General features: G+C 73.3%; 21 protein-coding genes. 15 read left to right on the top strand and 6 right to left on the bottom strand.

Annotation, left to right across the window (positions count from 1 at the left end):
- Window positions 1-18 precede the first annotated feature (18 nt).
- The 7 genes from OOK38_RS24170 to cobI are packed head-to-tail and all read left to right on the top strand — an operon-like array spanning window position 19 to window position 11,016.
- The gene (locus OOK38_RS24170) at window positions 19-978 is read left to right on the top strand and encodes a cobalamin biosynthesis protein (RefSeq protein WP_266757246.1); all 960 of its coding nucleotides are present in this window, start codon (window positions 19-21) and stop codon (window positions 976-978) included.
- A complete protein-coding gene (locus OOK38_RS24165; protein WP_266757247.1) occupies window positions 975-2,570 on the top strand; it encodes a cobyric acid synthase in 1,596 nt (531 codons plus the stop codon). Before OOK38_RS24170 ends, OOK38_RS24165 begins: the two co-directional genes overlap by 4 nt.
- Window positions 2,567-6,220, top strand: a complete 3,654-nt coding sequence (gene cobN, locus OOK38_RS24160) for a cobaltochelatase subunit CobN (protein ID WP_266757249.1) — start codon at window positions 2,567-2,569, stop codon at window positions 6,218-6,220. Before OOK38_RS24165 ends, cobN begins: the two co-directional genes overlap by 4 nt.
- The gene (locus OOK38_RS24155) at window positions 6,217-8,238 is read left to right on the top strand and encodes a putative cobaltochelatase (protein WP_266757251.1); all 2,022 of its coding nucleotides are present in this window, start codon (window positions 6,217-6,219) and stop codon (window positions 8,236-8,238) included. Before cobN ends, OOK38_RS24155 begins: the two co-directional genes overlap by 4 nt.
- The gene (gene cobO / locus OOK38_RS24150) at window positions 8,238-8,837 is read left to right on the top strand and encodes a cob(I)yrinic acid a,c-diamide adenosyltransferase (protein WP_266757253.1); all 600 of its coding nucleotides are present in this window, start codon (window positions 8,238-8,240) and stop codon (window positions 8,835-8,837) included. Before OOK38_RS24155 ends, cobO begins: the two co-directional genes overlap by 1 nt.
- Window positions 8,834-10,288 carry a cobyrinate a,c-diamide synthase gene (locus OOK38_RS24145; protein WP_266757255.1) on the top strand — a complete coding sequence of 485 codons (1,455 nt, stop codon included), beginning with the start codon at window positions 8,834-8,836 and terminating at the stop codon, window positions 10,286-10,288. Before cobO ends, OOK38_RS24145 begins: the two co-directional genes overlap by 4 nt.
- Window positions 10,285-11,016: a precorrin-2 C(20)-methyltransferase gene (gene cobI, locus OOK38_RS24140; RefSeq protein ID WP_266757256.1), complete on the top strand. Its 732-nt coding sequence runs from the start codon at window positions 10,285-10,287 to the stop codon at window positions 11,014-11,016. Before OOK38_RS24145 ends, cobI begins: the two co-directional genes overlap by 4 nt.
- Before the next feature lie 92 nt (window positions 11,017-11,108).
- On the opposite strand, the gene OOK38_RS24135 is transcribed toward cobI, so the two are convergent.
- Window positions 11,109-11,837 carry a ZIP family metal transporter gene (locus OOK38_RS24135; RefSeq protein ID WP_266757258.1) on the bottom strand — a complete coding sequence of 243 codons (729 nt, stop codon included), beginning with the start codon at window positions 11,835-11,837 and terminating at the stop codon, window positions 11,109-11,111.
- A 109-nt stretch (window positions 11,838-11,946) separates the two neighbouring features.
- On the opposite strand from OOK38_RS24135, the gene cobM reads away from it, so the two are divergent.
- The 6 genes from cobM to cobC all read left to right on the top strand — a co-directional run bounded on the left by cobM (window position 11,947) and on the right by cobC (window position 18,561).
- A complete protein-coding gene (cobM, locus tag OOK38_RS24130; RefSeq protein ID WP_266757260.1) occupies window positions 11,947-12,783 on the top strand; it encodes a precorrin-4 C(11)-methyltransferase in 837 nt (278 codons plus the stop codon).
- 77 nt (window positions 12,784-12,860) lie between these two features.
- On the top strand, window positions 12,861-14,120 hold the full coding sequence (gene cbiE / locus OOK38_RS24125; protein ID WP_266765624.1) for a precorrin-6y C5,15-methyltransferase (decarboxylating) subunit CbiE: 1,260 nt from the start codon (window positions 12,861-12,863) through the stop codon (window positions 14,118-14,120).
- Window positions 14,117-15,823: a precorrin-3B C(17)-methyltransferase gene (gene cobJ / locus OOK38_RS24120; RefSeq protein WP_266757262.1), complete on the top strand. Its 1,707-nt coding sequence runs from the start codon at window positions 14,117-14,119 to the stop codon at window positions 15,821-15,823. Before cbiE ends, cobJ begins: the two co-directional genes overlap by 4 nt.
- On the top strand, window positions 15,820-16,494 hold the full coding sequence (locus tag OOK38_RS24115) for a precorrin-8X methylmutase (protein ID WP_266757264.1): 675 nt from the start codon (window positions 15,820-15,822) through the stop codon (window positions 16,492-16,494). The genes cobJ and OOK38_RS24115 overlap by 4 nt, the downstream gene beginning before the upstream one ends.
- On the top strand, window positions 16,491-17,426 hold the full coding sequence (locus OOK38_RS24110; RefSeq protein ID WP_266757265.1) for a sirohydrochlorin chelatase: 936 nt from the start codon (window positions 16,491-16,493) through the stop codon (window positions 17,424-17,426). Before OOK38_RS24115 ends, OOK38_RS24110 begins: the two co-directional genes overlap by 4 nt.
- Complete coding sequence (cobC, locus tag OOK38_RS24105) at window positions 17,416-18,561, top strand: Rv2231c family pyridoxal phosphate-dependent protein CobC (RefSeq protein ID WP_266757267.1); 1,146 nt, start codon at window positions 17,416-17,418, stop codon at window positions 18,559-18,561. Before OOK38_RS24110 ends, cobC begins: the two co-directional genes overlap by 11 nt.
- Before the next feature lie 347 nt (window positions 18,562-18,908).
- Here the strand turns inward: cobC and OOK38_RS24100 are convergent, their stop codons facing one another.
- The 5 genes from OOK38_RS24100 to OOK38_RS24080 all read right to left on the bottom strand — a co-directional run bounded on the left by OOK38_RS24100 (window position 18,909) and on the right by OOK38_RS24080 (window position 23,790).
- Window positions 18,909-19,817 carry an SCO1860 family LAETG-anchored protein gene (locus OOK38_RS24100; protein ID WP_266848798.1) on the bottom strand — a complete coding sequence of 303 codons (909 nt, stop codon included), beginning with the start codon at window positions 19,815-19,817 and terminating at the stop codon, window positions 18,909-18,911.
- 297 nt (window positions 19,818-20,114) lie between these two features.
- Window positions 20,115-21,206: an amidohydrolase family protein gene (locus OOK38_RS24095; protein WP_266757271.1), complete on the bottom strand. Its 1,092-nt coding sequence runs from the start codon at window positions 21,204-21,206 to the stop codon at window positions 20,115-20,117.
- 117 nt (window positions 21,207-21,323) lie between these two features.
- Window positions 21,324-22,112 (bottom strand): amino acid ABC transporter ATP-binding protein, encoded by a 789-nt coding sequence (locus OOK38_RS24090; RefSeq protein ID WP_266757273.1) that lies wholly within the window; start codon window positions 22,110-22,112, stop codon window positions 21,324-21,326.
- Window positions 22,109-22,942, bottom strand: a complete 834-nt coding sequence (locus OOK38_RS24085; RefSeq protein WP_266757275.1) for an amino acid ABC transporter permease — start codon at window positions 22,940-22,942, stop codon at window positions 22,109-22,111. The genes OOK38_RS24090 and OOK38_RS24085 overlap by 4 nt, the downstream gene beginning before the upstream one ends.
- Entirely contained in the window at window positions 22,939-23,790 is an 852-nt protein-coding gene (locus tag OOK38_RS24080) for a transporter substrate-binding domain-containing protein (RefSeq protein WP_266757277.1), read from the bottom strand. The genes OOK38_RS24085 and OOK38_RS24080 overlap by 4 nt, the downstream gene beginning before the upstream one ends.
- A gap of 176 nt (window positions 23,791-23,966) precedes the next feature.
- Between OOK38_RS24080 and OOK38_RS24075 the strand changes: the two genes are divergently transcribed.
- Window positions 23,967-25,067, top strand: coding sequence for an alanine--glyoxylate aminotransferase family protein (locus OOK38_RS24075; RefSeq protein WP_266765625.1), 1,101 nt, complete (start codon window positions 23,967-23,969; stop codon window positions 25,065-25,067).
- Between the two features lie 490 nt (window positions 25,068-25,557).
- Entirely contained in the window at window positions 25,558-26,097 is a 540-nt protein-coding gene (gene ectA / locus OOK38_RS24070) for a diaminobutyrate acetyltransferase (protein WP_266757279.1), read from the top strand.
- Window positions 26,098-26,154 lie beyond the last annotated feature (57 nt).

Raw genomic sequence — 26,154 nt, 5'->3', positions numbered from 1 at the left:
CCACGGCCGGCTGACCCCGTGCGTGCCGATCGCGTCTTCGCGTACGGCGCCGCCGCCGGCCTCCTCGGTGACCTGCTGCTCGGTGATCCCCGCCGGGGGCATCCGGTCGCCGCGTTCGGGCGGGCCGCCGCGTCCGTGGAGCGGGCGCTGTGGCGGGACGACCGCGGATGGGGAGCGCTGCACACGGCCCTCTGCGTGGGCGGTGCCACCGGACTGGCCGCGCTCGCGCGTCGTTCCGTCCGCACCTCGCCTGCCGTCTCCGTCGCGCTGACCGCCGCCACCACCTGGGCCGTCGTCGGAGGGACCTCCCTCGGCCGCGAGGCGCGGGCCGTCGCCGGCGCGCTCGCGGCCGGTGACATCGAGGTCGCCCGGGAACGGCTGCCGCATCTGTGCGGACGTGACCCGCAGGCACTGGACGCCGACGGCGTCGCGCGTGCCGTCGTCGAGTCCGTCGCCGAGAACACCTCCGACGCCGTGGTGGGCGCCCTGGTCTGGGGCGCCGTCGGCGGTGTGCCGGGGCTCGTCGCCTTCCGCGCCGTGAACACGCTCGACGCCATGGTCGGGCACAAGTCCCCCCGGTACCGGCGCTACGGCTGGGCCTCCGCCCGGCTCGACGACGTCGCCGGCTGGCCGGGAGCCCGGCTGACCGCCGTCCTCGCGGCCGCGGCGGGGGGCGACAGGCGCGGCGCCGTGCGCGCCTGGCGCGCGGACGCCCGCAAGCATCCGAGCCCCAACGCCGGGCCCGTGGAAGCCTCGTTCGCGGGCGCGCTCGGCGTACGGCTCGGCGGCACCCTCGCGTACGGGGGCCGGGTCGAGCACCGGCCCGTGCTCAATGAGGCGGGACGCGCCGTCCATCTCCACGACATCGAGCGGGCCGTACGGCTCTCCCGTCGCGTCGGCTGGCTCGCGCTCGGCGTGAGCGCCGCCGGACGGGTTCTGCTCACGGTTCTGCTCACCAGGAAGGGGCGCACCGCATGAGCGGCGGGCTGCTGATCGCCGGAACCACCTCCGACGCGGGCAAGAGCGTCGTGACCGCCGGGATCTGCCGGTGGCTGGTGCGCCAGGGCGTCAAGGTCGCGCCCTTCAAGGCGCAGAACATGTCCCTCAACTCGTTCGTGACGCGCGAGGGAGCCGAGATCGGGCGGGCGCAGGCCATGCAGGCGCAGGCCGCCCGCGTGGAGCCGACCGCGCTGATGAATCCCGTGCTGCTCAAACCGGGCAGCGACCGCAGCAGCCAGGTCGTCCTGATGGGCCGTCCGGTGGGCGAGATGAGCGCGCGCGGCTTCTTCGGGACGTCCGGGTCCGCGGCGGAACCGCTGCCGGGCGCGGGGTCCCCCGGCGAAAGGCTGCGCGGAGGGCGCCAGGAAGCACTCCTCGGGACCGTCCTCGACTGTCTGGCCCAGTTGCGGGGCACGTATGACGCGGTGATCTGTGAAGGAGCCGGCAGTCCGGCCGAGATCAATCTGCGGCGCACCGACATCGTGAACATGGGGGTGGCACGGAACGCGGGGCTTCCCGTGCTCGTCGTCGGTGACATCGACCGGGGCGGCGTGTTCGCCTCGTTCTTCGGGACGGTGGCCCTGCTGTCGCCCGAGGACCAGGCGCTCGTCGCCGGGTTCCTCGTCAACAAGTTCCGCGGAGACGTCAGCCTGCTGGAGCCCGGCCTCGACATGCTGCACGGCCTCACCGGGCGGCGCTCCTACGGCGTGCTGCCCTTCCAGCACGGTCTGGGCATCGACGAGGAGGACGGCCTGAGGGTGTCGCTGCGCGGGGCGGTCCGGGAGTCGGCGGTCTCCTCCCCCGTCGGCGAGGACATCCTGCGCGTCGCGGTCTGCGCGATCCCGCTGATGTCCAACTTCACCGACGTGGACGCGCTGGCCGCCGAACCGGGCGTCGTCGTGCGGTTCGTGGACCGGGCCGAGGAGCTGGCCGACGCGGACCTCGTCATCGTGCCCGGAACCCGGGGCACGGTGAAGGCACTGGCATGGCTGCGTGAGCGCGGCCTCGCGGACGCGATCACGCGCCGGGCCGCCGAGGGGCGGCCCGTCCTCGGCATCTGCGGCGGCTACCAGCTCCTCGGAGAGCACATCGAGGACGAGGTCGAGTCGCGCGCCGGCCATGTCGACGGGCTCGGACTCCTCCCCGTACGCGTGCGGTTCGCGCGGGAGAAGACCCTGACCCGGCCGGTCGGCAAGGCCCTCGGCGAGCACGTCGAGGGGTACGAGATCCATCACGGCGTCGCCGAAGTCACCGGTGGCGAGGCGTTCATCTCCGATGACCATGGACACAGCTCGGACGGGTGCCGGGTCGGCGCCGTCTGGGGCACGCACTGGCACGGCTCGCTGGAATCGGACGGTTTCCGGCGGGCCTTCCTGCGCGAGGTGGCGGCCGCCGCGGGCCGCCGTTTCGTGCCGGCGGCCGACACGTCGTTCGCGGCGCTGCGCGAGGAGCAGCTGGACCGGCTCGGCGATCTGATCGAGGAACACGCGGACACGGACGCGCTGTGGCGGCTCATCGAGTCGGGCGCGCCGCAAGGACTGCCCTTCATTCCACCGGGAGCGCCCGCATGAGCACAGTGTTGTTGTTGTCGACCGCCGACACGGATCTGCTGGCGGCCCGCGCCTCCGGCGCCGCCTACCGGATCGGCAATCCCACCCGGGTGGACGTCGCGGGCGAACTCCCCGCGCTCGTCGAGGGCGCGGACCTCGCCGTCGTACGGCTGCTCGGTGGCAAGCGTGCCTGGGAGGACGGACTGGCCTTCCTGAGGTCGGCCGGCATCCCGACCGTGCTGCTGGGCGGTGAGTCCGTCCCGGACGCCGAGCTGATGGCCGAGTCGTCGGTGCCCGCGGGTGTCGTGGCGGAGGCGCTGCGGTATCTCGTCGAGGGCGGGCCGGCCAACCTGACCGAACTGGCCCGGTTCCTCTCCGACACCGTGCTGCTCACGGGCGAGGGCTTCGAGGAGCCGCGGAAGTCGGCGGAGTTCGGTGTCCACGGCGAACGCGCCTTCGTCGAGGGCAGGCCGACCGTCGGCGTGCTGTTCTACCGGGCCCACGAGCTGTCCGGGAACACCGCGTTCGTCGACACGCTGTGCGACGCGATCGAGGCACGCGGCGCCAACGCCCTCCCGGTGTACTGCGGTTCGCTGCGCGGAGCCGACCCGGCCCTGTACGAGATCCTCGGCCGGGCCGACGCGCTCGTCGCCACCGTCCTCGCCGCGGGCGGCACCCACGCCTCGCAGGCGTCCGCGGGCGGCGACGAGGAGGCCTGGGACATCGGGGCGCTCGCCGACCTCGACATCCCCGTCCTCCAGGGGCTCTGCCTGACCTCGTCGAAGAGCGCCTGGGACGCCTCGGACGCCGCCCTGTCCCCCATGGACGCGGCGATGCAGGTCGCGATCCCGGAGTTCGACGGCCGTCTCATCACGGTGCCGTTCTCCTTCAAGGAGCAGGGTCCGGACGACGTCCCGGTGTACGTCGCCGACCCCGAGCGGGCCGCGCGGGTCGCCGGAATCGCCCTGCGGCACGCCCTGTTGAAGCACAAGCCGAACGCGGAGAAAAAGCTCGGGATCGTCTTCACCGCCTACCCGACCAAGCACTCGCGGGTGGGCAACGCGGTCGGTCTCGACACGCCCGCCTCCGCCGTACGGGTCCTCGACGCGCTCCGGGACGCGGGCTACGCCCTCACCGAATACCCGGACAACGGCGACGAGTTGATCCACCGGCTCATCGCGGCCGGCGGTCACGACGTCGAGTGGCTGACCGAGGAGCAGCTCGCCGCCGCCCCCGCGCGGGTGCCGCTCGCGGACTACCGGGCGTGGTTCGAGACGCTCGACCCCGCGCTGCGCGAGGGCATGCTGGAGGCGTGGGGCGAGCCGCCGGGCTCCCTCTACGTCGACGGCGACGACATCGTGCTGGCCTGCCTGCAGTTCGGGAACGTCGTCGTGATGATCCAGCCGCCGCGCGGCTTCGGCGAGAACCCGATCGCGATCTACCACGACCCCGACATGCCGCCCTCGCACCACTACATGGCCGCCTACCGCTGGCTGGAGAACAGCTTCGGCGCCGACGCCGTCGTGCACATGGGCAAGCACGGCACGATGGAGTGGCTGCCGGGCAAGGGACTCGGGCTCAGCGGCGGCTGCGCGCCCGACGCCGTCCTCGGCGAACTCCCCCTGGTCTACCCGTTCATCGTCAACGACCCCGGCGAGGGCACGCAGGCCAAGCGCCGCGGGCACGCCACCGTCGTCGACCACCTCGTACCGCCGATGGCGCGCGCCGACACCTACGGGGACCTCGCCAAGCTGGAGCAACTCCTCGACGAGTACGCGCTCGTGTCCGATCTGGACCCGACGAAGGCCCCCGCGGTCCGCGCGCAGATCTGGACCCTCGTCAAGGCCGCCGAGCTCCATCACGACCTGCACGTCGACGAGCAGCCGGACGACGGCGACTTCGACGAGTTCGTGATGCACATCGACGGCTATCTGTGCGAGATCAAGGACGTGCAGATCCGTGACGGCCTGCACATCCTGGGCGGGGGTCCGGAGGCCGAGCCGCGGGTGAACCTGGTGCTCGCCGTGCTGCGCGCCTCGCAGGTGTGGGGCGGCGCGGCGAACGCGCTGCCGGGTCTCCGGGCCTGTCTCGCCGAGTACTTCGGCCTGGTGGAGAAGGAGCTGCTCGCCGAGCCGGGCGCTCCGGTGAAGGTGCCCGTCGAGCTGACGGACCTGGTCGACGGTCCGGCCCGTACGGCGGCCGACGCGATCGACCTGCTGGAGCAGCTGTGCCGCCGGGCGGCGCTGGGCATGGAGGAGCGCGGCTGGGACACCGCGACCGTCCCGGCGCTCGTGCGCGAGGTGCTGGGCGTCGAACTCCCGGACGCCGTCGCGGTGCTGGAGTTCGCCTGCCGCGAGGTCGTGCCGCGGCTCGCCCGTACGACGGACGAGATCGGGCACATCCTCAAGGCGCTGAACGGCGGTTACGTCCCGGCAGGTCCGTCGGGTTCGCCGACGCGCGGACTCGTCAACGTGCTGCCGACCGGCCGGAACTTCTACTCGGTCGACCCCAAGGCCATTCCTTCCCGGCTCAGTTGGGAGGTCGGGCAGTCCCTCGCGGACTCGCTCGTGCAGCGCTACCTCCAGGACACGGGCGCCTACCCGACGTCCGTGGGGCTGACCGTCTGGGGCACGTCCGCCATGCGCACCCAGGGCGACGACATCGCGGAGATCCTCGCGCTGCTGGGCTGCCGCCCGGTGTGGGACGACGCCTCGCGGCGCGTCACCGGCTTCGAGATCGTCCCGCTCGACGAGCTCGGCCGCCCGCGCATCGACGTCACGGTCCGTATCTCGGGCTTCTTCCGGGACGCGTTCCCGCACGTCGTCGGGCTGCTCGACGACGCGGTGCGCGCGGTCGCCGAGCTGGACGAGCCCGCCGACCGGAACTACGTGCGCAAGCACGCCGACGAGGACACCGCCGAGCACGGTGACCGGCGGCGCGCGACCGCCCGTATCTTCGGCTCCAAGCCGGGCGCGTACGGCGCCGGTCTGCTGCCGCTGATCGACGCCCGCAACTGGCGTTCGGACGCCGACCTCGCCGAGGTGTACGCGGTGTGGGGCGGCTACGCCTACGGGCGCGGGCTCGACGGGCGGGCGGCGCGGGGGGACATGGAGACGGCGTTCCGGCGGATCGCGGTCGCGGCGAAGAACGTCGACACCCGCGAGCACGACCTCGTGGACGCCGACGACTACTTCCAGTACCACGGCGGCATGGTCGCGATGGTGCGCCATCTGACCGGCGCGAGCCCGGAGGCGTACGTCGGTGACTCGGCCGTGCCCGACCAGGTGAAGACCCGCACGCTCGGCGAGGAGACGCACCGGGTCTTCCGCGCCCGGGTGGTCAACCCGCGCTGGATGGCCGCGATGCGCCGCCACGGCTACAAGGGCGCCTTCGAGATGGCGGCGACCGTCGACTACCTCTTCGGGTACGACGCCACGGCCGGGGTCGTGGACGACTGGATGTACGAGAAGCTCAGCGCGGAGTACGTCTTCGACGCGGAGAACCGGGACTTCATGAAGAAGTCCAACCCGTGGGCGCTGCGCGGCATCACCGAGCGGCTCCTGGAGGCCGCCGACCGCGGGCTGTGGGCCGAGCCGGACGCGGAGACGCTGGAGCGGCTGCGTGCCACCTATCTGGAGCTCGAAGGCGACTTGGAGGGCGACGACCAGTGAGTACCCCGTTCCCGTTCACGGCGGTGGTCGGCCAGGACGACCTGCGGCTCGCGCTGCTGCTGAACGCCGTGTCACCCGCCGTCGGCGGCGTACTGGTCCGAGGCGAGAAGGGCACCGCCAAGTCGACGGCCGTCCGCGCGCTGTCGGCGCTCCTGCCGGCCGTCGACGTGGTCACCGGGTGCCGTTTCTCGTGCGATCCGGCCGCCCCGGACCCCGCCTGCCCCGACGGACCGCACGAGGTGGAGGCGTCCACGACCCGTCCGGCCCGCATGGTCGAACTGCCCGTCGGCGCGTCCGAGGACCGGCTGGTCGGCGCCCTGGACATCGAGCGGGCGCTCTCGGAGGGCGTGAAGGCCTTCGAGCCCGGACTCCTGGCCGACGCGCACCGCGGCATCCTGTACGTGGACGAGGTCAACCTCCTCCACGACCACCTGGTCGATCTCCTGCTGGACGCGGCCGCGATGGGCGCCTCGTACGTCGAACGCGAGGGTGTCTCCGTACGGCACGCGGCACGGTTCCTGCTCGTCGGGACGATGAACCCCGAAGAGGGCGAGCTGCGGCCGCAGTTGCTCGACCGGTTCGGCCTGACGGTCGAGGTCGCCGCCTCGCGGGAGCCCGACCAGCGGGTCGAGGTCGTCCGGCGCAGGCTCGCCCACGACGACGACCCGGCGGCCTTCGCGGCGCGCTGGGCCGACGAGGAGTCCGCCGTGCGGGCCCGGATCGTGGCGGCCCGCACGCTGCTGCCCTCCGTGCGGCTCGGCGACGGGCCGCTGCGGCAGATCGCGGCGACCTGCGCCGCCTTCGAGGTGGACGGCATGCGTGCCGACATCGTGATGGCGCGGACCGCGACCGCGCTCGCCGCGTGGGCGGGACGGACCGAGGTGATCGCCGAGGACGTACGGCAGGCGGCGCTGCTCGCGCTGCCGCACCGGCGGCGGCGCAACCCCTTCGACGCGCCGGGACTCGACGAGGAGAAGCTCGACGAGACGCTGGAGGAGTTCGGCGGTTCGGACGGCGGGGCGGACGACGAGCCGGACCCCGACCCGGATCCGGACGGTCCCGGGGGTGGCGGACAGCCGCCGCAGGACGGGCCGGACGACGGCTCCCCCGCCGGTGACGTCCCCGCGCAGGGCGAGCCGTCGGACGACGCGCAGGCCCCGGCCGGGCAGGGCGCCGGAGAGCAGTCGCCCGTAAGGGCCGCCGAGCCCTTTCGCACGAAGACGCTGAGCGTGCCCGGGCTCGGTGAGGGCGCCGCCGGGCGGCGTTCGCGCGCGCGGACCGAGCACGGCCGGACGACCGGGTCGCGGCGTCCCCGGGGGACGCTCACCAAGCTGCACCTGGCGGCGACCGTCCAGGCCGCCGCCCCGCACCAGCTGGCGCGGGGGCGGTCGGGACGTGGTCTCGTCGTGCGGCGGGACGATCTGCGGCAGGCGACACGCGAGGGCCGTGAGGGCAACCTCGTGCTCTTCGTCGTGGACGCCTCCGGGTCGATGGCGGCGCGGCAGCGGATGAGCGCGGTCAAGGGTGCCGTGCTGTCGCTGCTGCTCGACGCCTACCAGCGGCGCGACAAGGTGGGCCTGGTGACCTTCCGCGGGTCGGCCGCCGAGGTCGCGCTGCCGCCCACCTCCTCGGTGGACGCCGCCGCGGCCCGGCTGGAGTCCCTGCCGACGGGTGGCAGGACGCCGCTCGCGGCCGGGCTGCTGCGGGCGCACGAGGTGCTGCGGGTGGAGCGGCTGCGGGACGCCGCCCGGCGTCCGCTGGTCGTCGTCGTGACCGACGGGCGCGCCACGGGCGGGGCCGAGCCGGTCGCCACGGCCGAACGCGCGGCGCGGCTGTTCGCGGCCGACGGGGTCGCCTCGGTGGTCGTCGACTGTGAGTCGGGGCCGGTACGGCTCGGGCTCGCGGGCCGGCTGGCGGGGGAACTGGGCGGTACGCCGGTGACGCTGGACGCGCTGCGGGCGGATTCCATCGCCGGGCTCGTGCGGGATGTGCAGGGGACTTCGAGGAGGGCCGCGTAGTGCCGCAGGGGCAGCCGAGTGTCGTACCGGACGACGGACTGACGACCCGTCAGCGTCGTAACCGGCCGCTGGTCGTCGTGCACACGGGGATCGGCAAGGGCAAGTCCACCGCCGCGTTCGGGCTCGCGCTGCGCGCCTGGAACCAGGGGTGGCCCATCGGGGTGTTCCAGTTCGTCAAGTCGGCGAAGTGGAAGGTCGGCGAGGAGAACGCGCTGCGCGTGCTCGGCGCCTCCGGCGAGGGCGGCACCGTCGACTGGCACAAGATGGGCGAGGGCTGGTCCTGGGTCCAGCGCGACGCCCAGATGGACAACGAGGAGAAGGCCCGCGAGGGCTGGGAGCAGGTCAAGCGGGACCTCGCCGCCGAGACGTACCAGCTGTACGTGCTCGACGAGTTCGCGTACCCGATGCACTGGGGATGGATCGACACCGACGAGGTCGTCGCGGTGCTGCGGGACCGGCCGGGCACCCAGCACGTGGTGATCACCGGACGCAACGCCCCGGAGAAGCTGGTCGACCTCGCCGATCTCGTGACCGACATGTCCAAGGTCAAGCATCCGATGGACGCCGGCCAGAAGGGCCAGAGGGGCATCGAGTGGTGACGTCCTCCGTTCCCCGGCTGGTCATCGCCGCGCCCTCCTCGGGCAGCGGCAAGACCACCGTCGCCACGGGGCTGATGGCGGCCTTCGCCTCGCGGGGGCTCGCCGTGTCCCCGCACAAGGTGGGGCCCGACTACATCGACCCCGGGTATCACGCGCTCGCCACCGGGCGCGTGGGGCGGAATCTCGACGCCTACCTGTGCGGCGCGGAGCTGATCGGGCCGCTGTTCGCGCACGGCGCGCGCGGGTGCGATCTCGCGGTCGTCGAAGGCGTGATGGGGCTGTACGACGGGGCCGCGGGCGAGGGGGAACTCGCGTCCACGGCCCATGTGGCGAAGCTGCTGCGGGCGCCGGTGGTGCTGGTCGTCGACGCGTCCTCGCAGTCGCGGTCGGTCGCCGCGCTGGTGCACGGGTTCGCCTCCTGGGACCCCGAGGTGCGGGTCGCGGGGGTGATCCTCAACAAGGTGGGGTCCGACCGGCACGAGGCCATGCTCCGGGAGGCGCTGGACGCGTCCGGGGTACCGGTGCTGGGGGTGCTGCGGCGGGCGCCGCAGGTGGACACGCCGTCGCGGCACCTCGGGCTGGTGCCGGTCGCCGAGCGGCGGGCGGAGGCGGTCTCGGCCGTCGCGGCGATGGCCGCGCAGGTCGCCCAAGGGTGCGACCTGGACGCGCTGGCGGCGCTGGCGCGGAGTGCCGGTGCGTTGCCGGGTGCGGCCTGGGACGCCGCCGAGGCCGTCGAGTTGCCCACCCACGACCACCCGACTCGCTCGGCCGGGAAGCGGGGGCCACTGGTGGCTGCCGCGGGCGGGGAGGCGTTCACCGACCATCCGACCCGCTCGGCCGGGCAGCGGGCGCCCGTGGTGGCCGTCGCCGGTGGCCCGGCGTTCACCTTCTCCTACGCCGAACACGCCGAACTGCTCACCGCCGCCGGGGCCGAGGTCGTCACCTTCGATCCGCTCCGGGACGAGCAACTGCCCGAAGGGACCGGTGGGTTGGTCATCGGCGGCGGGTTTCCCGAGGTGTACGCGCCCGAGCTGTCCGCCAACGAACCGCTGCGCAAGGCCGTGGCCGAGCTGGCGTTCGGCGGGGCGCCGGTCGCGGCCGAGTGCGCCGGACTGCTGTATCTGGCCCGGGAACTCGACGGGCGGCCCATGTGCGGGGTCATCGACGCGGAGGCCCGGATGCACGAGCGGCTCACCCTCGGCTACCGGGACGCCGTGGCCGTCAGCGACAGCGTGCTCGCCGCGGCGGGCACCCGGATGCGCGGGCACGAGTTCCACCGCACCGTCGTGGAGCCCGGCGCCGGCGCGGCTCCCGCCTGGGGGGTGCGCGCCCCCGAGCGGCGCGTCGAAGGTTTCGTGCAGCACGGCGTGCACGCCAGTTATCTGCACACGCACTGGGCGTCCGAGCCCGGTGTGGCCCGTCGGTTCGTGGAGAGGTGCCTGACGTCATGAGCAGCAAGCTGATCGGAGTCGGGGTGGGCCCCGGCGACCCGGAGCTGGTGACCGTCAAGGGCGTCAACGCTCTGCGCGCCGCGGAGGTCGTCGTCGTCCCCGTGATGGACACGGGCGAGCGGGGGCGGGCCGAGGCGACCGTCCTGCACTACGTGCCCGGGGAGAAGGTCCTCCGGGTCGTGTTCGCGCTCAACGAGCGGAGCGACCGGGGCCGGCGCGAGGCCGCCTGGGACGCCGCCGGCGCACGGGTCGCGGACCTGCTCGGCCGGCACGCCACGGTCGCCTTCGCCACCATCGGCGACCCCAACGTGTACTCGACCTTCACCTATCTCGCCCACACCATCGGGGAGCTGGTTCCCGGCACCGTCGTGGAGACGGTGCCCGGCATCACCGCCATGCAGGACCTCGCCGCGCGGTCGGGGGCCGTGCTCACCGAGGGGACCGAGCCGCTCACGCTCGTCCCGGTGACCGCGGGGGCCGCCGTGCTCAAGGACGCGCTGAACGGGCCGGGCACGGTGGTGGCGTACAAGTTCGGGCGGCAGGCCCGCGAGGTCGCCGAGGCGCTGCGGGACAGCGGGCGGATCGACGACGCCGTCTGGGGTTCGGCGCTCGGCCTCGAGGACGAGTCGATCCGGCCGGCGGGCGACCTCGACGGGGAGCCCCTCCCCTACCTCTCGACGCTCATCGCGCCCGCGCGCCGCGACGGGAAACGCGGCGGCAAACTGTGACCCGCACCCGCCATCCGGCTCCGGCCCGCTCGGCGTCCCGCACGGGCTCGGCGCGCCCGGCCCGTCCGGCACACCCGGCGGCCCGCGCGGGCTCAGGCCGCGATGCCCACCACCAGCCAGATGAAGGCCACGCCCGCGACCGTGCACAGCAGGGTCGAGCGGGCGGGGTGCTCGTGGTGCGCCTCCGGGAGGATCTCGGCGGCGGCGAGGTAGAGGAGCGCGCCGCCGAACAGGCCGAGATAGCCGCCGAGCAGCGGCTCGGGGATGGTGACGAAGAGGGTGGAAGCGGCGCCGATCATCGGGGCCGCCGCGTCCGCGTACAGCATGAGCAGGGCCTTGCGGCGGGCGTTCCCGTACAGACTCGTGATCGTGTACGTGTTGAAGCCGTCCGCGAAGTCGTGGGCGATCACCGCGAGGGACACCGCCAGCCCCATGCCGCCGCCGACCTGGAAGGCGGCGCCGATCGCGACGCCGTCCATCGCGCTGTGGCCGACCATGGCACCGGCCGCCGTGAGGCCGACCTCGGGCGCCCGTCCGTCGTTCTCCTCGCCGCCGTGCGCGGCCTGGCGGTGGGCCAGCAGGCGTTCGACCAGATGGGCCAGCAGAAAGCCGGCCACGAAGAGGAGCAGCGCGGCCGGTACACCGAACACCTCGGTGCCCGCCGCGGCCAGTGCCTCCGGGAGCAGGTCGAGGCCGACCACGCCGAGCATCAGGCCGCCGGCCAGGCCGAGGACCAGATGGCGGCGGTCGGTCACCCGCTGTGCCGTCCAGCCGCCGGCCAGCGTCATCAGGAACGCGCCGAGCGCGACGAGGACCGCCATAGGCCCTTGCTATCCGATCAACCCCCGTTCGCGCACCTCCGGCGACGGCCCCGCGCCCACTGAACCTGTCGCAGCACCCGAGATCTTTCGTAGGAGAGGACCGATTCCCATGGCCGATGCCCCCACCGGCAAAGTGACCTTCGTCGGTGCCGGCCCCGGCGCCGCCGACCTGCTGACGTTCCGCGCCGCGCGCGCCATCGCCGACGCCGACGTCGTGATCTGGGCGGCGAGCCTGGTGCAGGCCGAGGTCCTCGACCACGCCCGCGAGGGCGCCGAGATCCTCGACTCCGCGACGATGTCGCTGGAGGACGTCGTCGCCGTGTACGAGCGGGCCCGGGCCGAGGGCCTGCGGGTGGCGCGGATCCACTCCGGCGACCCGGCCCTGTGGGGCGGTACGCAGGAGCAGGTCGACCGGTGCGCCGAGCTCGGCATCGAGACGGAGATCGTGCCCGGTGTCTCGTCCTTCTCCGCGGTGGCCGCGCTCGCCCAGCGCGAGCTGACGATTCCCGAGGTCGCGCAGTCCGTGATCCTCACGCGGCTCGGCGGCGGCAAGACGCCGATGCCGCCCGGTGAGGAGGTGCGGGAGTTCGCGAAGCACGGCACGACGATGGCGCTGTTCCTGTCGGCGGCCCGCAGCGGCCAGCTCGTGCGGGAGCTGCTGGAGGGCGGCTATCCGACGACCACGCCGGTCGTGGTCGCCTACCAGGCGACCTGGCCGGAGGAGCTGATCGTGAAGTGCACGATCGGCACGCTGGAGGAGACCGTCAAGGAGCACAAGCTCTGGAAGCACACCCTCTTCCTGGTCGGCCCGGCGCTCGACGCGAGCGGCACCCGCTCGCACCTCTACCACCCGGGCCACTTCCACGGCTTCCGCAAGGCCGACCCGCAGGCGCGCGCCGAACTGCGCGCCGCGCGCCGGGGCAGTGCGCAGGGTCCCGCGTCGTGAGCGTCGACGTCGTCGGCGCGGAGGGGGAGTCCGCCGGCGCGGAGGGGGAGTCCGTCGTCCCGGCGGACCGCTCCGTGGTGGTCACCGTCGTCGGTACGGGCACGGGGGCGCCGCTGCCCCCGGACGCCCGGGGCCTGCTCGCCGGGGCCGGGCTGGTCGTGGGTGCCGCTCGGCATCTGGCGGCTGCCGGGCTGCCCGAGCGGGCCGAGCGGGTGGTGCTCGGCCCGCTGTCCCCGGCTCTCGACCGTATCGAGCGGTACGCGGACGACGGGGCGCCCGGCGGCCCGGTCGTGGTGCTCGCCTCGGGGGACCCCGGGTTCTTCGGGATCGTGCGGGCGCTGGCCGAGCGGTTCGGGGCGGAGCGGCTGGACGTGCGCCCCGGCGTCTCCTCCGTGGCGACCGCCTTCGCCCGGCTCGGGCTGCCCTGGGACGACGCGGTGGTGGTCAGCGCGCACGGGCGTGAGCTGCGTACGGCTGTCCAGATCTGCCGGTCGCAGCCCAAGGTGGCCGTGCTGACCGGTCCGGGGTCGGGGCCCGCCGAGCTGGGTGCCGCGCTCGTCCACCGGGGAGCGGAGCGCGTCCTCGTCGTGGCGAGCGCCCTGGGCGACCCGGAGCGCGAGCGCGTCGAGCGGGTCACGCCCGCCGAGGCCGCCGCCCGCGACTGGGGCACGGCCGTCAGCGTCGTGCTGTGCCTGGACGAGTCCCGTGCCCTCGCTCCGGTGCGGACCGTCGCCGGACCGCGTCCCGGGCCCGACCGATGGGCCCTGGACGAGGGCGAGTTCGCCCATCGCGACTCGATGATCAGCAAGTTCGAGGTACGGGCGCTGGCGCTGGCCCGGATCGGACCGCGGCTCGGCGAACTGGTCTGGGACGTCGGCGCGGGCTCCGGTTCCGTCGCCGTCGAGTGCGCGCGGTTCGGCGCCGCGGTGACCGCGGTCGAGAAGACCCGGGACGGCTGCGAGCGCATCCGCGCCAACGCCGCCGCGCACGGCGTGGACGTGCGGGTCGTGCACGGGGCCGCGCCCACGGTGCTGTCCGACCTGGACGATCCGGACGCGGTGTTCATCGGCGGCGGCGGACGCGAACTGCCCGCCATCGTCACGGTCTGCGCGCGCCGGGCCCGGCGGGCCGTCGTGATCGCCATGGCCTCGCTCGACCGGGTGCCGGCCGCGCGGGACGCGCTCACCGCGGCCGGGTTCGCCTGCGACGGCGTCCTGTTGCAGTCCTCGCGGCTCGCCCCGCTGCCGGGTGACGTCTCCCGGCTCGCGGCGACCAATCCCGTTTTTGTGCTGTGGGGCGTCCGGCCTCCGGCCCGTACCGAAGGAGTCCCCCAGTGATCGGCCTGATTTCCGCCACGGCGGCGGGCGCGGCGGCCCGTGACCGGCTGGCCGCCGCCTGGTCCACACGTGCCCGGGTGTACGACGGGTCCGTGGCGGACGCCGTGCGGCGGGCCTTCGCGGAGTGCGACCAGGTGGTGTGCTTCCTCGCCACGGGCGCGGTCGTACGGCTCGTCGCGCCGCTCCTCGTCGACAAGGGGTCGGACCCCGGGGTGGTGTGCGTCGACGAGGCCGGACGGTTCGCCGTGTCGCTGGTCGGCGGTCACGCGGGCGGGGCGAACGAACTCGCCCGCGAGGTGGGTGAGTTGCTCGGCGCCGAGCCGGTGGTGACGACGGCGACCGACGCGGTGGGGGTGCCCGGCCTCGACACCCTGGGCTTCCCCGTGGAAGGCGATCTCGCCGCGGTCTCGCGGGCCATGCTGGACGGTGAACCGGTGGTGCTGGAGGCGGAGTCGCCCTGGCCGCTGCCCGCGCTGCCGCCGAACGTGGGGAGCCCGGCGGAGTCCGGCGCCGCCGTCCTGCGGATCTCCGACCGCGACCGGGAACCGGCCGCGCGCGAGGTCGTCCTGCGCCCGCCGTCGCTCGTCGTCGGTGTCGGCGCTTCCCGGGGCGCGCCCGTGGAGGAGGTCCTCGGGCTCGTCGAGGACGCCCTGCGGGAGGCCGGACTCTCCGTGCGGTCGGTCGCCGAACTGGCCACCGTCGACGCCAAGTCCGAGGAGCCCGGCATCGTCGGGGCCGCCGCGCGGCTCGGGGTCCCGGTCGTCACGTACAGCTCCGGGGAACTGGCGGCCGTGGCGGTCCCGAACCCCTCCGAGGCGCCGCTCGCCGCCGTGGGGACCCCGTCCGTCGCGGAGGCCGCCGCGCTCGTGGGCGGGGGTGAACTCCTCGTCCCCAAGAGGAAGTCGGTGCGGGCGGACGGAGAGCCCGCGATGGCGACCTGCGCTGTGGTGCGCCGACCGGCCCGCGGGCGGCTCGCGGTCGTGGGCCTCGGACCCGGAGCCCGGGATCTCCTCACGCCGCGCGCGACGGCGGAGCTGCGGAGGGCCGCGGTGCTCGTCGGGCTCGACCAGTACGTCGACCAGATCCGTGATCTGCTCCGGCCCGGCACCCTGATCCTGGAGTCGGGGCTCGGTGCCGAGGAGGAACGGGCGCGCACGGCGGTGGCCGAGGCGCGGCGCGGACAGGCCGTGGCCCTGATCGGCAGCGGTGACGCGGGCGTGTACGCGATGGCGTCGCCCGCGCTGGCCGAGGCGTCCGACGACATCGACGTCGTCGGGGTGCCGGGCGTGACCGCGGCGCTCGCGGCCGGGGCGATCCTGGGCGCACCGCTCGGCCACGACCATGTGTCGATCAGCCTGTCCGACCTGCACACCCCGTGGGAGGTCATCGAGCGCCGGGTGCGCGCGGCGGCCGAGGCCGACATCGTCGTGACCTTCTACAACCCGCGCAGCCGGGGCCGGGACTGGCAGCTCCCCGAGGCGCTCGCGATCCTCGCGGAGCACCGGGAGCCGGCGACGCCGGTCGGTGTGGTGCGCAACGCGTCCCGCCCGGACGAGTCGAGCCGGGTCACGTCGCTGGGGTCCCTGGATCCGGCGATCGTCGACATGATGACCGTGGTGACCGTGGGCAACACCGCGACCCGTGAGATCGCCGGGCGCATGGTGACGCCGCGCGGCTACCGCTGGCAGGAGGAGGCCAAGTGAGCCAGGTGTTCCCCGGGACCCGGGTCGTGCACCCCATCGAGCAGGAGTCCTTCCGGCGGCTGCGCGCCCGCCTGGACACCTCGCACTTTCCGCCGCTGACACGTGCCGTGGTGGAGCGGGTGATCCACTCCGCCGCCGACCTGGAGTACGCGGACGACCTCGTCACCGACGAGGACGCCCTGCGCCGGGCGCACGCGGCGCTGCACGCCGGGGCACCCGTCGTGGCGGACGTCGAGATGGTGGCGGCGGGCATCACGCGCCGGTCCACCGTCTGCCGCCTCAAGGACGCCAAGTCCGGCCCCGGCCTGACGCGTTCGGCGCACGCCGTCCGGCTCGCGTACGAGGAGGTCGGGCCCGGCGCCCTGTGGGTGATCGGCTGTGCGCCCACCGCCCTGGAGGAGTTGCTGCGGCTGGACACCCGTCCGGCGCTCGTCATCGGGCTTCCCGTCGGTTTCGTCGGTGCTGCCGAGTCCAAGGCCTCGCTCCGCGAGAGCGGCCTTCCCGCCGTCAGCAACGTGTCCGAGAAGGGCGGTTCGGCGGTCGCGGCCGCCGCGCTCAACGCCCTGCTGTACCACCCTGTTCCGCAGGCCGACCAGGCCTCGAAGACCGATCGGGCCGACCGGGCCTCGACGACCGCCGAGGCCACCTCGGCCGCCAAGGAGACATCGTGACCACCCCGCCCCCCGCGCTGCTCATCGCCGGACACGGCACCCGGGACGAGGCCGGAGCCGAGGCCTTCCGCTCCTTCGTAGGGGAGTTGGGGCGCCGCCACCCCGAACTGCCCGTCGCCGGAGGGTTCATCGAGCTGTCGCCGCCTCCGCTGGGCGACGCCGTGAGCGAACTCGTCGGGCAGGGGGTACGGCGTTTCGCCGCCGTACCGCTGATGCTGGTGTCCGCCGGGCACGCCAAGGGCGACATCCCGGCGGCGCTGACCCGCGAGAAGGAGCGGCACCCCGGGATCTCTTACACGTACGGGCGTCCGCTGGGCCCGCATCCGTCGCTGCTCGCCGTGCTGGAGCGGCGGCTGGACGAGGCCCTCGGAGGGACCGCCCGGACGCCCGAGGACCGGGCCGATGTGACGGTGCTGCTCGTGGGCCGCGGGTCCACCGACCCGGACGCCAACGCCGAGGTGCACAAGGCGGCCCGGCTGCTGTGGGAGGGCCGGGGATACGCGGGCGTCGAGACGGCGTTCGTGTCGCTGGCCGCCCCGGACGTGCCGTCCGGTCTCGACCGCTGCGTCAGGCTGGGCGCGCGCCGGATCGTGGTCCTGCCCTACTTCCTGTTCACCGGCATCCTCCCCGAGCGGGTGCGGCGGCAGACGGAGGGCTGGGCCGCCGCGCACCCGGAGGCCGAGGTGCGCTCCGCCGACGTCATCGGCCCCGAGCCCGAGCTGCTCGACCTGGTCATGGAGCGCTACCGGGAGGCCGTCCAGGGCGATCTGCGGATGAACTGCGACTCCTGCGTCTACCGGATCGCGCTGCCCGGTTTCGAGGACAAGGTGGGGCTTCCCCAGCAGCCGCACTTCCACCCGGACGACGACGGCCACCACGACGGACACGGTCACCACCATCACGGGGGACACTCCCACTCCCATGCGCACTGAAGAGGCCGCCGAGGGCGGGCACGATCTGCGGCACCACGGCGACGCCGAGGTACGCGACGACGGTTCGGCGCTCACCGATCTCGCCGTGAACGTCCGCGCGGACACACCGCCCGGGTGGCTGCGCGAACGGATCGCCGCGTCGCTGACCGGGCTCGCCGCCTATCCGGACGGGCGGGCCGCGCGGGCCGCGGTGGCGGCGCGGCACGGGCTGCCGGTGCAGCGGGTGCTGCTCACGGCGGGCGCGGCCGAGGCCTTCGTGCTGCTCGCGCGTGCCCTGAAGGTACGGCGACCGGTCGTCGTGCACCCGCAGTTCACGGAGCCGGAGGCCGCGCTGCGGGACGCCGGCCACACGGTCGGGCGCGTGCTGCTGCGCGAGGAGGACGGCTTCCGGCTCGACGCGGCCGACGTCCCCGAGGACGCCGACCTCGTCGTGATCGGCAATCCGACCAATCCGACGTCGGTCCTGCATCCGGCGGCGGCCATCGCCGAACTGGCCCGCCCCGGGCGGGTGCTGGTGGTCGACGAGGCGTTCATGGACGCGGTGCCGGGTGAGCGCGAGGCCCTGGCCGGGCGGACGGACGTGCCCGGTCTCGTCGTGCTGCGCAGCCTCACGAAGACATGGGGTCTCGCCGGGCTGCGGATCGGCTACGTGCTCGCCGACCCCGGCACGATCGCCCGACTGGAACGCGCCCAGCCGCTGTGGCCGGTCTCCACGCCCGCCCTCGCGGCGGCGGAGGCCTGTGTGTCCTCGCAGGCGCTCGCGGAGGCGGCGCACGCGGCGCACCGGATCGCCACGGACCGGGCCCATCTGGTGGCGGGGCTGCGGGAGTTCACCTGCTCCGACGGGCTGCGCGTGGTGGAGCCCGCGGAGGGTCCCTTCGTCCTGGTCCGACTGCCGCGGGCCGCCGGTGTGCGGCGGGCGCTTCGCGGTCTCGGGTTCGCGGTGCGGCGCGGGGACACGTTTCCCGGGCTCGGGGACGAGTGGCTGCGGGTCGCGGTGCGGGACCGGGCCACGGTCAACCGGTTCCTGCAGGCGCTGGACCGGGCGATGACGTTGAGCGGCGGCGAGGCGGGGGCCACTCCCCCGCCCAACCCCCGCCCGGGGCTGCCGCCCCGGTCCTCGGCTTCGACCTGAACAGCCTGGTCGCCCTCGAGCACCGGACGAGCTGAGCCCCCTCAGCCCACCCGGCACCCGAGGACCGGAACCCGGGCGAAGCCTCCGGTCGGCAAGCCCCACCCGAGGCCCTGCCGGAGCCCCGCACGGAATCCCGGGCGAAGCCCCGTGCGGGGTCCCGGGCGGTGAGCCCGGCGAAGACCCGTGCGGGGCCGGGCGGAGCCCCCTGCGGGCCCCGGGGCGTGAGCCCGGCGAAGACCCGTGCGAGCCCCGGACGGTAAGCCGGGCGAAGACCCGGACGGAGGCCCATCCGGGATTCCGGACGGAGCCCCGTGCGGGATTCCGGGCGGAGCCCCGGGTGGTGGGGGTCAGTTTCGGCGGCGGCGGGAGAGGATGACCGCTCCGCCGCCCGCGGCGAGCAGCGCCACCGCTCCGGCGGCCAGGTACGGCGTCGTGGAGCTGCCCCCGGTCTCGGCGAGGCCCTCCTCCGCGGGAGCGCCCTGCGGTGTCACCTCGGCCACCGGGTCGGCGGGTGCGGCCTCCTGGGCGACGGGTTCCTCCGGCGCCTCGCAGGTCGCACTCGCCAGCTTCAGCGTGCCCTCCACCTCGGCCACGTTCAGCTTCAACGGGTTGATGGACACCTTGAGTTCGAGCGCGGACGCGGCGGCCGTACGGGTGCTGGTCTCGGTCTTGGAGAGGTCGAGCCGCACCTCGCCGACCCCGGGCACCTTCACCTGGGTCGGGCCGCCCGTCGACAGCGTCACCTTCTTGCCGAGAACGGTGACGGATCCCAGCAGGTTGGCGGTGGCGACGGGTTTCTTCCCCGCCTCGCAGGTCGCCTTCGAGGTCACCTCCTCGACCTCGATGAGCGACAGCAGCGGCAGCCCGGGGACATGGACGGCGGCGTGCGCGAGACGGGTGGCACCCTCGGCCTTCCCGGCGGAGACGGTGGCCTTGGCGGTGGCGACGTCCGCGCGCAGCACGCTGAACGGACGTCCTCGGTCGACGCCGTCCAACTGCGCGGTGAGCGCGGTCTTCTCGGCACTGCCCGGTGCCTGCACCTCGTTCAGGGAGACCGCGAGCGGGACGTTCACGGTCTTGTTGAGGAGGGACACGTCGAGTCCGGTCCGGAGCACGACGGCGCTCGCGCGACCGTGGTCGGTGGTCGCGTGGGCGGAGCCCGCGCCGGCCAGCGCGGTGGGACCCGCGGCGAGGACGGTGGCGGCCGCGGTGACGGCGAAACGGCGTGCGGGCATGCGGTGGCTGATGCTGTTCAAGGGTGGGACCCCCATAGGAGAAAGCCTGGGACCCGGAAAGAATTACGCACTGAGAGTGAACAGTCAGCCACCTGACGTGAGTTCACTCCAACGTGGGTTCTTAGCGCACGCCTTCGAATCCCGAGGCACGGGTGTTCCCCATCGTCACTCGGTCAACACCCCGGGGAGAACACGCTGGTTGACGCGCCGACCGGCGGCCGGCCGACGCGCCGGAGCACACCCGGCGGTGCGTAACGAGCGCGCCACCCCGTTCGTCACGCTCCGTCAACCACGCTCACGTCAGCCACGTCAGCCGTGTCAGCCGACGACCCGCCCGTTGAGGACCACCCGCCGAGGAGCCGCCAGGACCCGCACGTCCGCGCGCGGGTCCCCGTCGTAGACCACGAGGTCCGCGGGCGCCCCCTCGTCGAGGCCGGGCCGCCCGAGCCAGCGCCGTGCGCCCCAGGTGGTGGCGGAGAGCGCCTCGACGGGCGGGATACCGGCGGTGACGAGCTCGGCGACCTCGCCCGCGACGAGCCCGTGCGCGAGGGAGCCGCCCGCGTCGGTGCCGACGTAGACGGGGATTCCGGCGTCGTACGCGGCGCGCACGGTGTCGTAGCGGCGTTCGTGGAGGCGTCGCATGTGGGCCGACCACCGGGGGAACTTCGCGTCGCCGCCGGCCGCGAGCCGCGGGAAGGTGGCGATGTTCACGAGGGTGGGGACGATGGCGACGCCGTGCTCGGCGAAGAGCGGGACGGTGTCCTCCGTGAGGCCCGTGGCGTGCTCGACGCAGTCGATGCCCGCCTCGACCAGGTCGCGGAGCGAGTCCTCGGCGAAGCAGTGCGCGGTGACCCGGGCGCCGAGCCGGTGCGCCTCGGCGATCGCCGCCTCGACGGCCTCGCGGGGCCAGCAGGCGCCCAGGTCGCCGGTGCCCCGGTCGAGCCAGTCCCCGACGAGCTTGACCCAGCCGTCGCCGCGCCGGGCCTCCTGGGCGACGTACGCGACGAGGTCCTCGGGCTCGATCTCGTGGGCGTAGTTGCGGATGTAGCGGCGGGTGCGGGCGATGTGCCGGCCCGCACGGATGATCTTCGGGAGGTCCTCGCGGTCGTCGACCCAACGGGTGTCGGAGGGCGAGCCGGCGTCCCGCACGAGGAGGGTGCCGGCGTCGCGGTCGGTCAGCGCCTGCTTCTCGGAGACGTCCGCGGGGACCGGGCCGTGGGCGTCGAGCCCGACATGGCAGTGCGCGTCGACCAGGCCCGGCAGCGCCCAGCCCTCGACGGTGCGGAGGTCACGGGCGCCGCCGGGGCGCTCGTACGAGATCCGGCCGCCGACGACCCACAGCTCGTCGCGGACGTCGTCGGGTCCGACGAGGACCCGCCCCTTCACGTGCAGTACCGGGTGATCGCTCATGGAAAGCACCTTAGTGAGGCGGCTCCCCCTGCTCGCCCGCCCGGTCCCGCTCCTCCCCGGGCCGGTCCTCCCGGCGCCGGTCCCCCGGGCCGGTCCTCCCCTTCGCCCCGCCCGGTCCTACTCCTGGTCCGCCGCGTCCGGCGTCCCGTCTTCGACGTCCGCCATCGCCGGGTCCAGCAGCCTGGACAGGAAGTGCCGCGTCCGCTCGTGGGCCGGGTTGCCGATGACCTGCGCCGGGGCGCCTTCCTCGACGATCACACCGCCGTCCATGAAGACGACCCGGTCGGCGACCTCGCGCGCGAAGGACATCTCGTGGGTGACGACCATCATCGTCATGCCCTCGTCGGCGAGCATCCGCATGACGGCGAGCACGTCGCCGACGAGTTCGGGGTCGAGCGCCGACGTCGGCTCGTCGAAGAGCATCACGTCGGGCCCCATGGCGAGCGCGCGGGCGATCGCGACGCGCTGCTGCTGGCCGCCGGAGAGCGAGGCCGGATAGGCGTCGGCCTTCTCCGCGAGGCCCACCCGGGTGAGGTTCTCGGCCGCGATCCGGGCCGCCTCCGCCTTGTCCCTGCCGAGCACCCGGCGCTGCGGCAGCGTGAGGTTCCCGGTCACCGACAGATGGGGGAAGAGGTTGAACTGCTGGAAGACCATGCCGATACGGCGGCGTACGGCGTCGATGTCGACGTCGGGGTGCGTTACCTCCGTACCGCCGACGAACACCTGGCCCTTGCTGGGCTCCTCCAGGAGGTTCACACAGCGGAGCAGGGTCGACTTGCCGGAGCCGGACGGGCCGATGACACAGACCACCTCGCCCTGCCCGACCTCCAGGTCGATGCCGCGCAGAACCTCGTTGTCGCCGAAGGACTTGTGCAGGTCCTTCACCTGGATCTCCGGCGTGCTCACTTGGAGGCCTCCCCCGTCTTCGCTTCGAGACGTCGTACGAGAAAGCCGAGCGGTACCGTCACCAGCAGATAGCACAGGCCCGCGACGAGGATCGGCGTGGAGTTGGCGGTCGTGCTGGCCAGGTCGCGGCCGTACTTGGACAGCTCGCGCTCCTCCAGGGTGACGCCGAGGAACAGCACCAGCGAGGAGTCCTTGAAGAGGGTCACGAGTTCGTTGGTGAGCGGCGGGAGGATGATCCGGAACGCCTGCGGGACGATGATCGAGACCATGGCCCGCGCGTGCGAGAAGCCCAGCGAACGGGCCGCCTCCATCTGCCCCTTGGGCACGGCCTGGATGCCCGCGCGGAAGGTCTCGGCCATGTACGCGGCCCCCACCAGACCGAGCGCGATGGCGACCTTGCCGTACGTTCCGCCCGGGATCTCCGTGCCCGGGAACGCGAGCGGTACCGCGACGCCCACGAAGATGAAGATCACCAGGGCGGGCAGCCCGCGGAAGACTTCGATGTAGATTCCGGCGAACCAGCGGTAGGGGCCCACCGAGGACAGCCGCATCAGGGCGATGACGATGCCCAGCACGAGACCGACGACGAAGCCGAACGTCGTGTAGAGGACGGTGTTCTTCAGCGCCAGCGTGATGACGTCCGGGAACATCTCCTTGACCAGGTCCCACTGGAAGAACTGGTTCTTCAGACGTCCCCAGTCCGCCGTGACCGCGAAGGCGATCACGACGGCGGCGAAGACCACGTACTGCGCGCCGCGCGAGAGCGAGCGCTTCTGGCGCCGGCTCAGGCCGGACCTGCGGGGCTGGAGGGGTGTGTCGGCACCACTCATGAGGCGGACGGGGAGGCGGAGGCCGCGGACGCGTCGTACGGGCCGATCCACTGCTCGTAGAGCTTCTTGTACGTGCCGTCGGCCTTGGCGTCCGCGAGGGCCTTGTTGATGGCGTCGACGAGCTTGGTGTTGCCCTTCTTCACCGTGAAGCCGTACTGCTCACCGGTGTTGATGTTGTCGGCCACCTCGAAGGCGTCGGCGTTGGCCTTGTCCTTGAGCCAGCCCTGGACGACCGGGTAGTCGATGACGACGGCCTGCACCTGACCGCTGCGCAGCCCGCTGAGGACCGCGTCGGAGGACTCGAAGGAGACCGGGTCGAAGCCCTGCTGCTTCGCGTAGTCCTCGCCGGTGGTCTGCGCCTGGGCGCCGAGCTTCTTGCCCTTCGCCTTGACGTCGGCGAGGGAGTTGATGCCGCTCTTCTTGTCGACCAGGACGGCCTGGGTGGCGTCGAAGTACGGGTCGGAGAAGTCGACGTTCTTCTTGCGCTCCTCGGTGATCGTCATACCGGCCGCGGCGAGGTCGCACTGCTCGGAGTTGAGGAACGCGCCCGTCTTGAAATTCTCGAAGGGCGTGTCGACGATGGCCTGCTTCACGCCCAGGTCCTTGGCGACCAGGTCGATCAGCGACACGTCGAAGCCCTGCACCTTGCCGTCGATCTCCGACTGGAAGGGCGGGTACGGCAGGTGGGTGCAGGTCGTGAGCTGGCCGCTCTTGACCAGCGGGACCCCGCCCGAGGCGGTCGTCTTGCCGCCACCGTCGTCCGAGGAGCAGCCGGCCACGAGCAGCAGCCCGGCCGTGGCGGTGGTGGCGGCCAGAATGCGCGTCCGGCGTCCGAGGACCGAGTTCACGGAGACCTCCTGTGGGGGGAACAGAGGGTTCTGATTATAAGGAAAGGTTTGAGTTGCTCAAATCAATCCGATGGCTACTGGTCCGTCTGGCCTCAGAATTCGCCGGTCCGGGTACGCCGGGGGCCGCCGGTTACGCTCTGATCGTCGACACCACCGTGAGCGAAGAGAGCACCGCCGTGACCCACCCCTTTCTTGACCTGGCGCCGCTGAGCGCCGCGCACTTCGCGTCGATCGAGGACCGCGTCGCCCGGCTGCTCTCCACCGAGCAGGACGTCGTGATCATGCAGGGCGAGGCGCTGCTGCCCCTGGAGGGGGCCATCCGCGGCACCGCCGGACCCGGCACCACCGCCCTGAACATCATCACCGGCCCCTACGGGCAGACCTTCGGGAACTGGCTGCGGGACTGCGGGGCGACCGTGATCGATCTGGCGGTGCCCTTCCACGCCGCGGTCACCGCCGAGCAGATCCGCGAGGCCTTCGCCGAGCACCCCTCGATCGACTTCGTGTCGCTCGTGCACGCCGAGGCCGCCACCGGGAACACCAACCCGGTCGCGGAGATCGGCGAGGTCGTCCGCGAGCACGGCGCGCTCTTCTACCTGGACGCCGTCGCGTCGATCGGCGCCGAGCCGGTGCTGCCGGACGCCTGGGGGGTCGACCTGTGCGTGATCGGGGCCCAGAAGGCGATGGGCGGTCCGGCCGGGGTGTCGGCGGTGTCGGTGAGCGGGCGGGCGTGGGCCCGGATGGCCTCGAACCCCGCCGCGCCGCGCCGCTCCTACCTCTCCCTGCTTGACTGGAAGGAGCGATGGGTCGACGGTGGCCGCACGGCGCTGCTGCACGCTCCGGCACAGCTGGAGATGCTGGCGCTGGAGGCGTGTGTCGAGCGGATCGAGGGCGAGGGCCTCGACGCGGTGATGACCCGGCACGCCTCGGCCGCCGCGGCCACCCGGGCCGGAGCCGTGGCACTCGGCGGGGGGCTGAAGCCGTTCGTGCACGCCGCCTCCGACGCGGCGCCCGTCGCCACCACACTGCAGGTGCCCGAGGAGGTGGACGCGTCCGCCGTGGTCGCCAAGGCGCTGGCCGCGGATCCCGCGCTGCCGCTCGCCGCGGGGGGCGGCGCTCTCTCCCGGTCGATGATCCGCGTGAACCACTACGGCCCCGACGCCACGCGCGGTGTCGTCCACTCCAGCCTCGCGGGCCTGGGCGCGGCGCTCGCCGAGTCCGGCTTCCCGGTGGACCTGGAAGGGGCGCGCCGGGCCGTGGCGCTGGCCTGGGACTGATCCCGGCATGACCGGCGGGGGCGTCCGCGCCTCCGCCGGGCGGGGAGGCCCGAGGGAGCCCGCGGAAGCCCCCGAGGTGCCGGTGCGTCCCGGAGAACGCGAACAGTCCGGAGAGCCCACGGGACTCCGAACGGTGATGCGGCGGGAATGGTAAATCCTCTCCACACGCTTATCCCACTTATCCTGCCGTTAATATGGAACCCCATTGGTTCCGCACAGCTTCCCGCATTCTTCTGCCCGCTTTTCCTGCACCTAAACGCAAAGATTTCGCGAACGCCGAACGGCGTGATTCGGGCAGGTCTCCCCTACATTTCGTCGCTGTGACACACTCCACAACGCGCCCCTTTTCTGTGGTATTTTCCGGGCAAAAGCGGTCATAAAACTGCGTACATCGCTGCCCTTTCACGGGCGCGTGATAACACATGGGTACGCCGTCCGTAACCCCGTCCGACGATGCAATTTGAACTTTCCGTCGGTAAATTCAATCCGCATGACCGCCGCACAAGCAGACCTGTCAGCGGAATTCCTGGAAATGCCGGAGGACCTTCGGATCGACCGTCCGGAGGTGGCCGACGGGGCCACCCTCTGGCGTATCGCCAAGGACTCCCGAACCCTCGACCTGAACTCCTCGTACAGCTATCTGCTGTGGTGCCGTGACTTCGCCGGCACCTCGGCGGTGGCACGCGACGCCGACGGGCGGCCCGTCGGTTTCGTGACCGCGTACGTGCGCCCCGAGCGTCCGCGCACCCTGCTCGTGTGGCAGGTGGCCGTCGACGCGGCGTACCGAGGCCGCGGACTGGCCGCTCGGCTGCTCGACGGGCTGACGGCGCGGGTGGCGGCCGAGCGCGGGCTGTCCGTCGTCGAGACCACCATCACGCCGGGCAACACCGCGTCCGAGCGCCTGTTCCTGTCGTACGCACAACGCCATGGCGCGGCCGTCGAGCGCGAGGTGCTGTTCGAGACGGAGCAGTTCCCCGACGGGCCGCACGACCCCGAAGTGCTGTACCGCATCGGCCCCTTCCCCCGCTGAACCTCTTCTTCCTCGCCCCCGCCTTCTTCCGCCCCCCCCACGCTTCGAGGAGCTATT

The organism is Streptomyces sp. NBC_00568 (assembly GCF_026341855.1).
Classification (GTDB): domain Bacteria; phylum Actinomycetota; class Actinomycetes; order Streptomycetales; family Streptomycetaceae; genus Streptomyces.
Note: the sequence above shows the minus strand (reverse complement) of the source record. Positions and strands in the feature narration are given on the sequence as shown.

Coding starts and splice junctions, on each gene's coding strand:
- cobI (WP_266757256.1), top strand. CDS start 10,285: ATGAGCAGCAAGCTGATCGGAGTCGGGGTGGGCCCCGGCGACCCGGAG.
- OOK38_RS24135 (WP_266757258.1), bottom strand. CDS start 11,837: ATGGCGGTCCTCGTCGCGCTCGGCGCGTTCCTGATGACGCTGGCCGGC.
- cobM (WP_266757260.1), top strand. CDS start 11,947: ATGGCCGATGCCCCCACCGGCAAAGTGACCTTCGTCGGTGCCGGCCCC.
- cobN (WP_266757249.1), top strand. CDS start 2,567: ATGAGCACAGTGTTGTTGTTGTCGACCGCCGACACGGATCTGCTGGCG.
- ectA (WP_266757279.1), top strand. CDS start 25,558: ATGACCGCCGCACAAGCAGACCTGTCAGCGGAATTCCTGGAAATGCCG.
- OOK38_RS24085 (WP_266757275.1), bottom strand. CDS start 22,942: ATGAGTGGTGCCGACACACCCCTCCAGCCCCGCAGGTCCGGCCTGAGC.
- cobC (WP_266757267.1), top strand. CDS start 17,416: ATGCGCACTGAAGAGGCCGCCGAGGGCGGGCACGATCTGCGGCACCAC.
- OOK38_RS24165 (WP_266757247.1), top strand. CDS start 975: ATGAGCGGCGGGCTGCTGATCGCCGGAACCACCTCCGACGCGGGCAAG.
- OOK38_RS24095 (WP_266757271.1), bottom strand. CDS start 21,206: ATGAGCGATCACCCGGTACTGCACGTGAAGGGGCGGGTCCTCGTCGGA.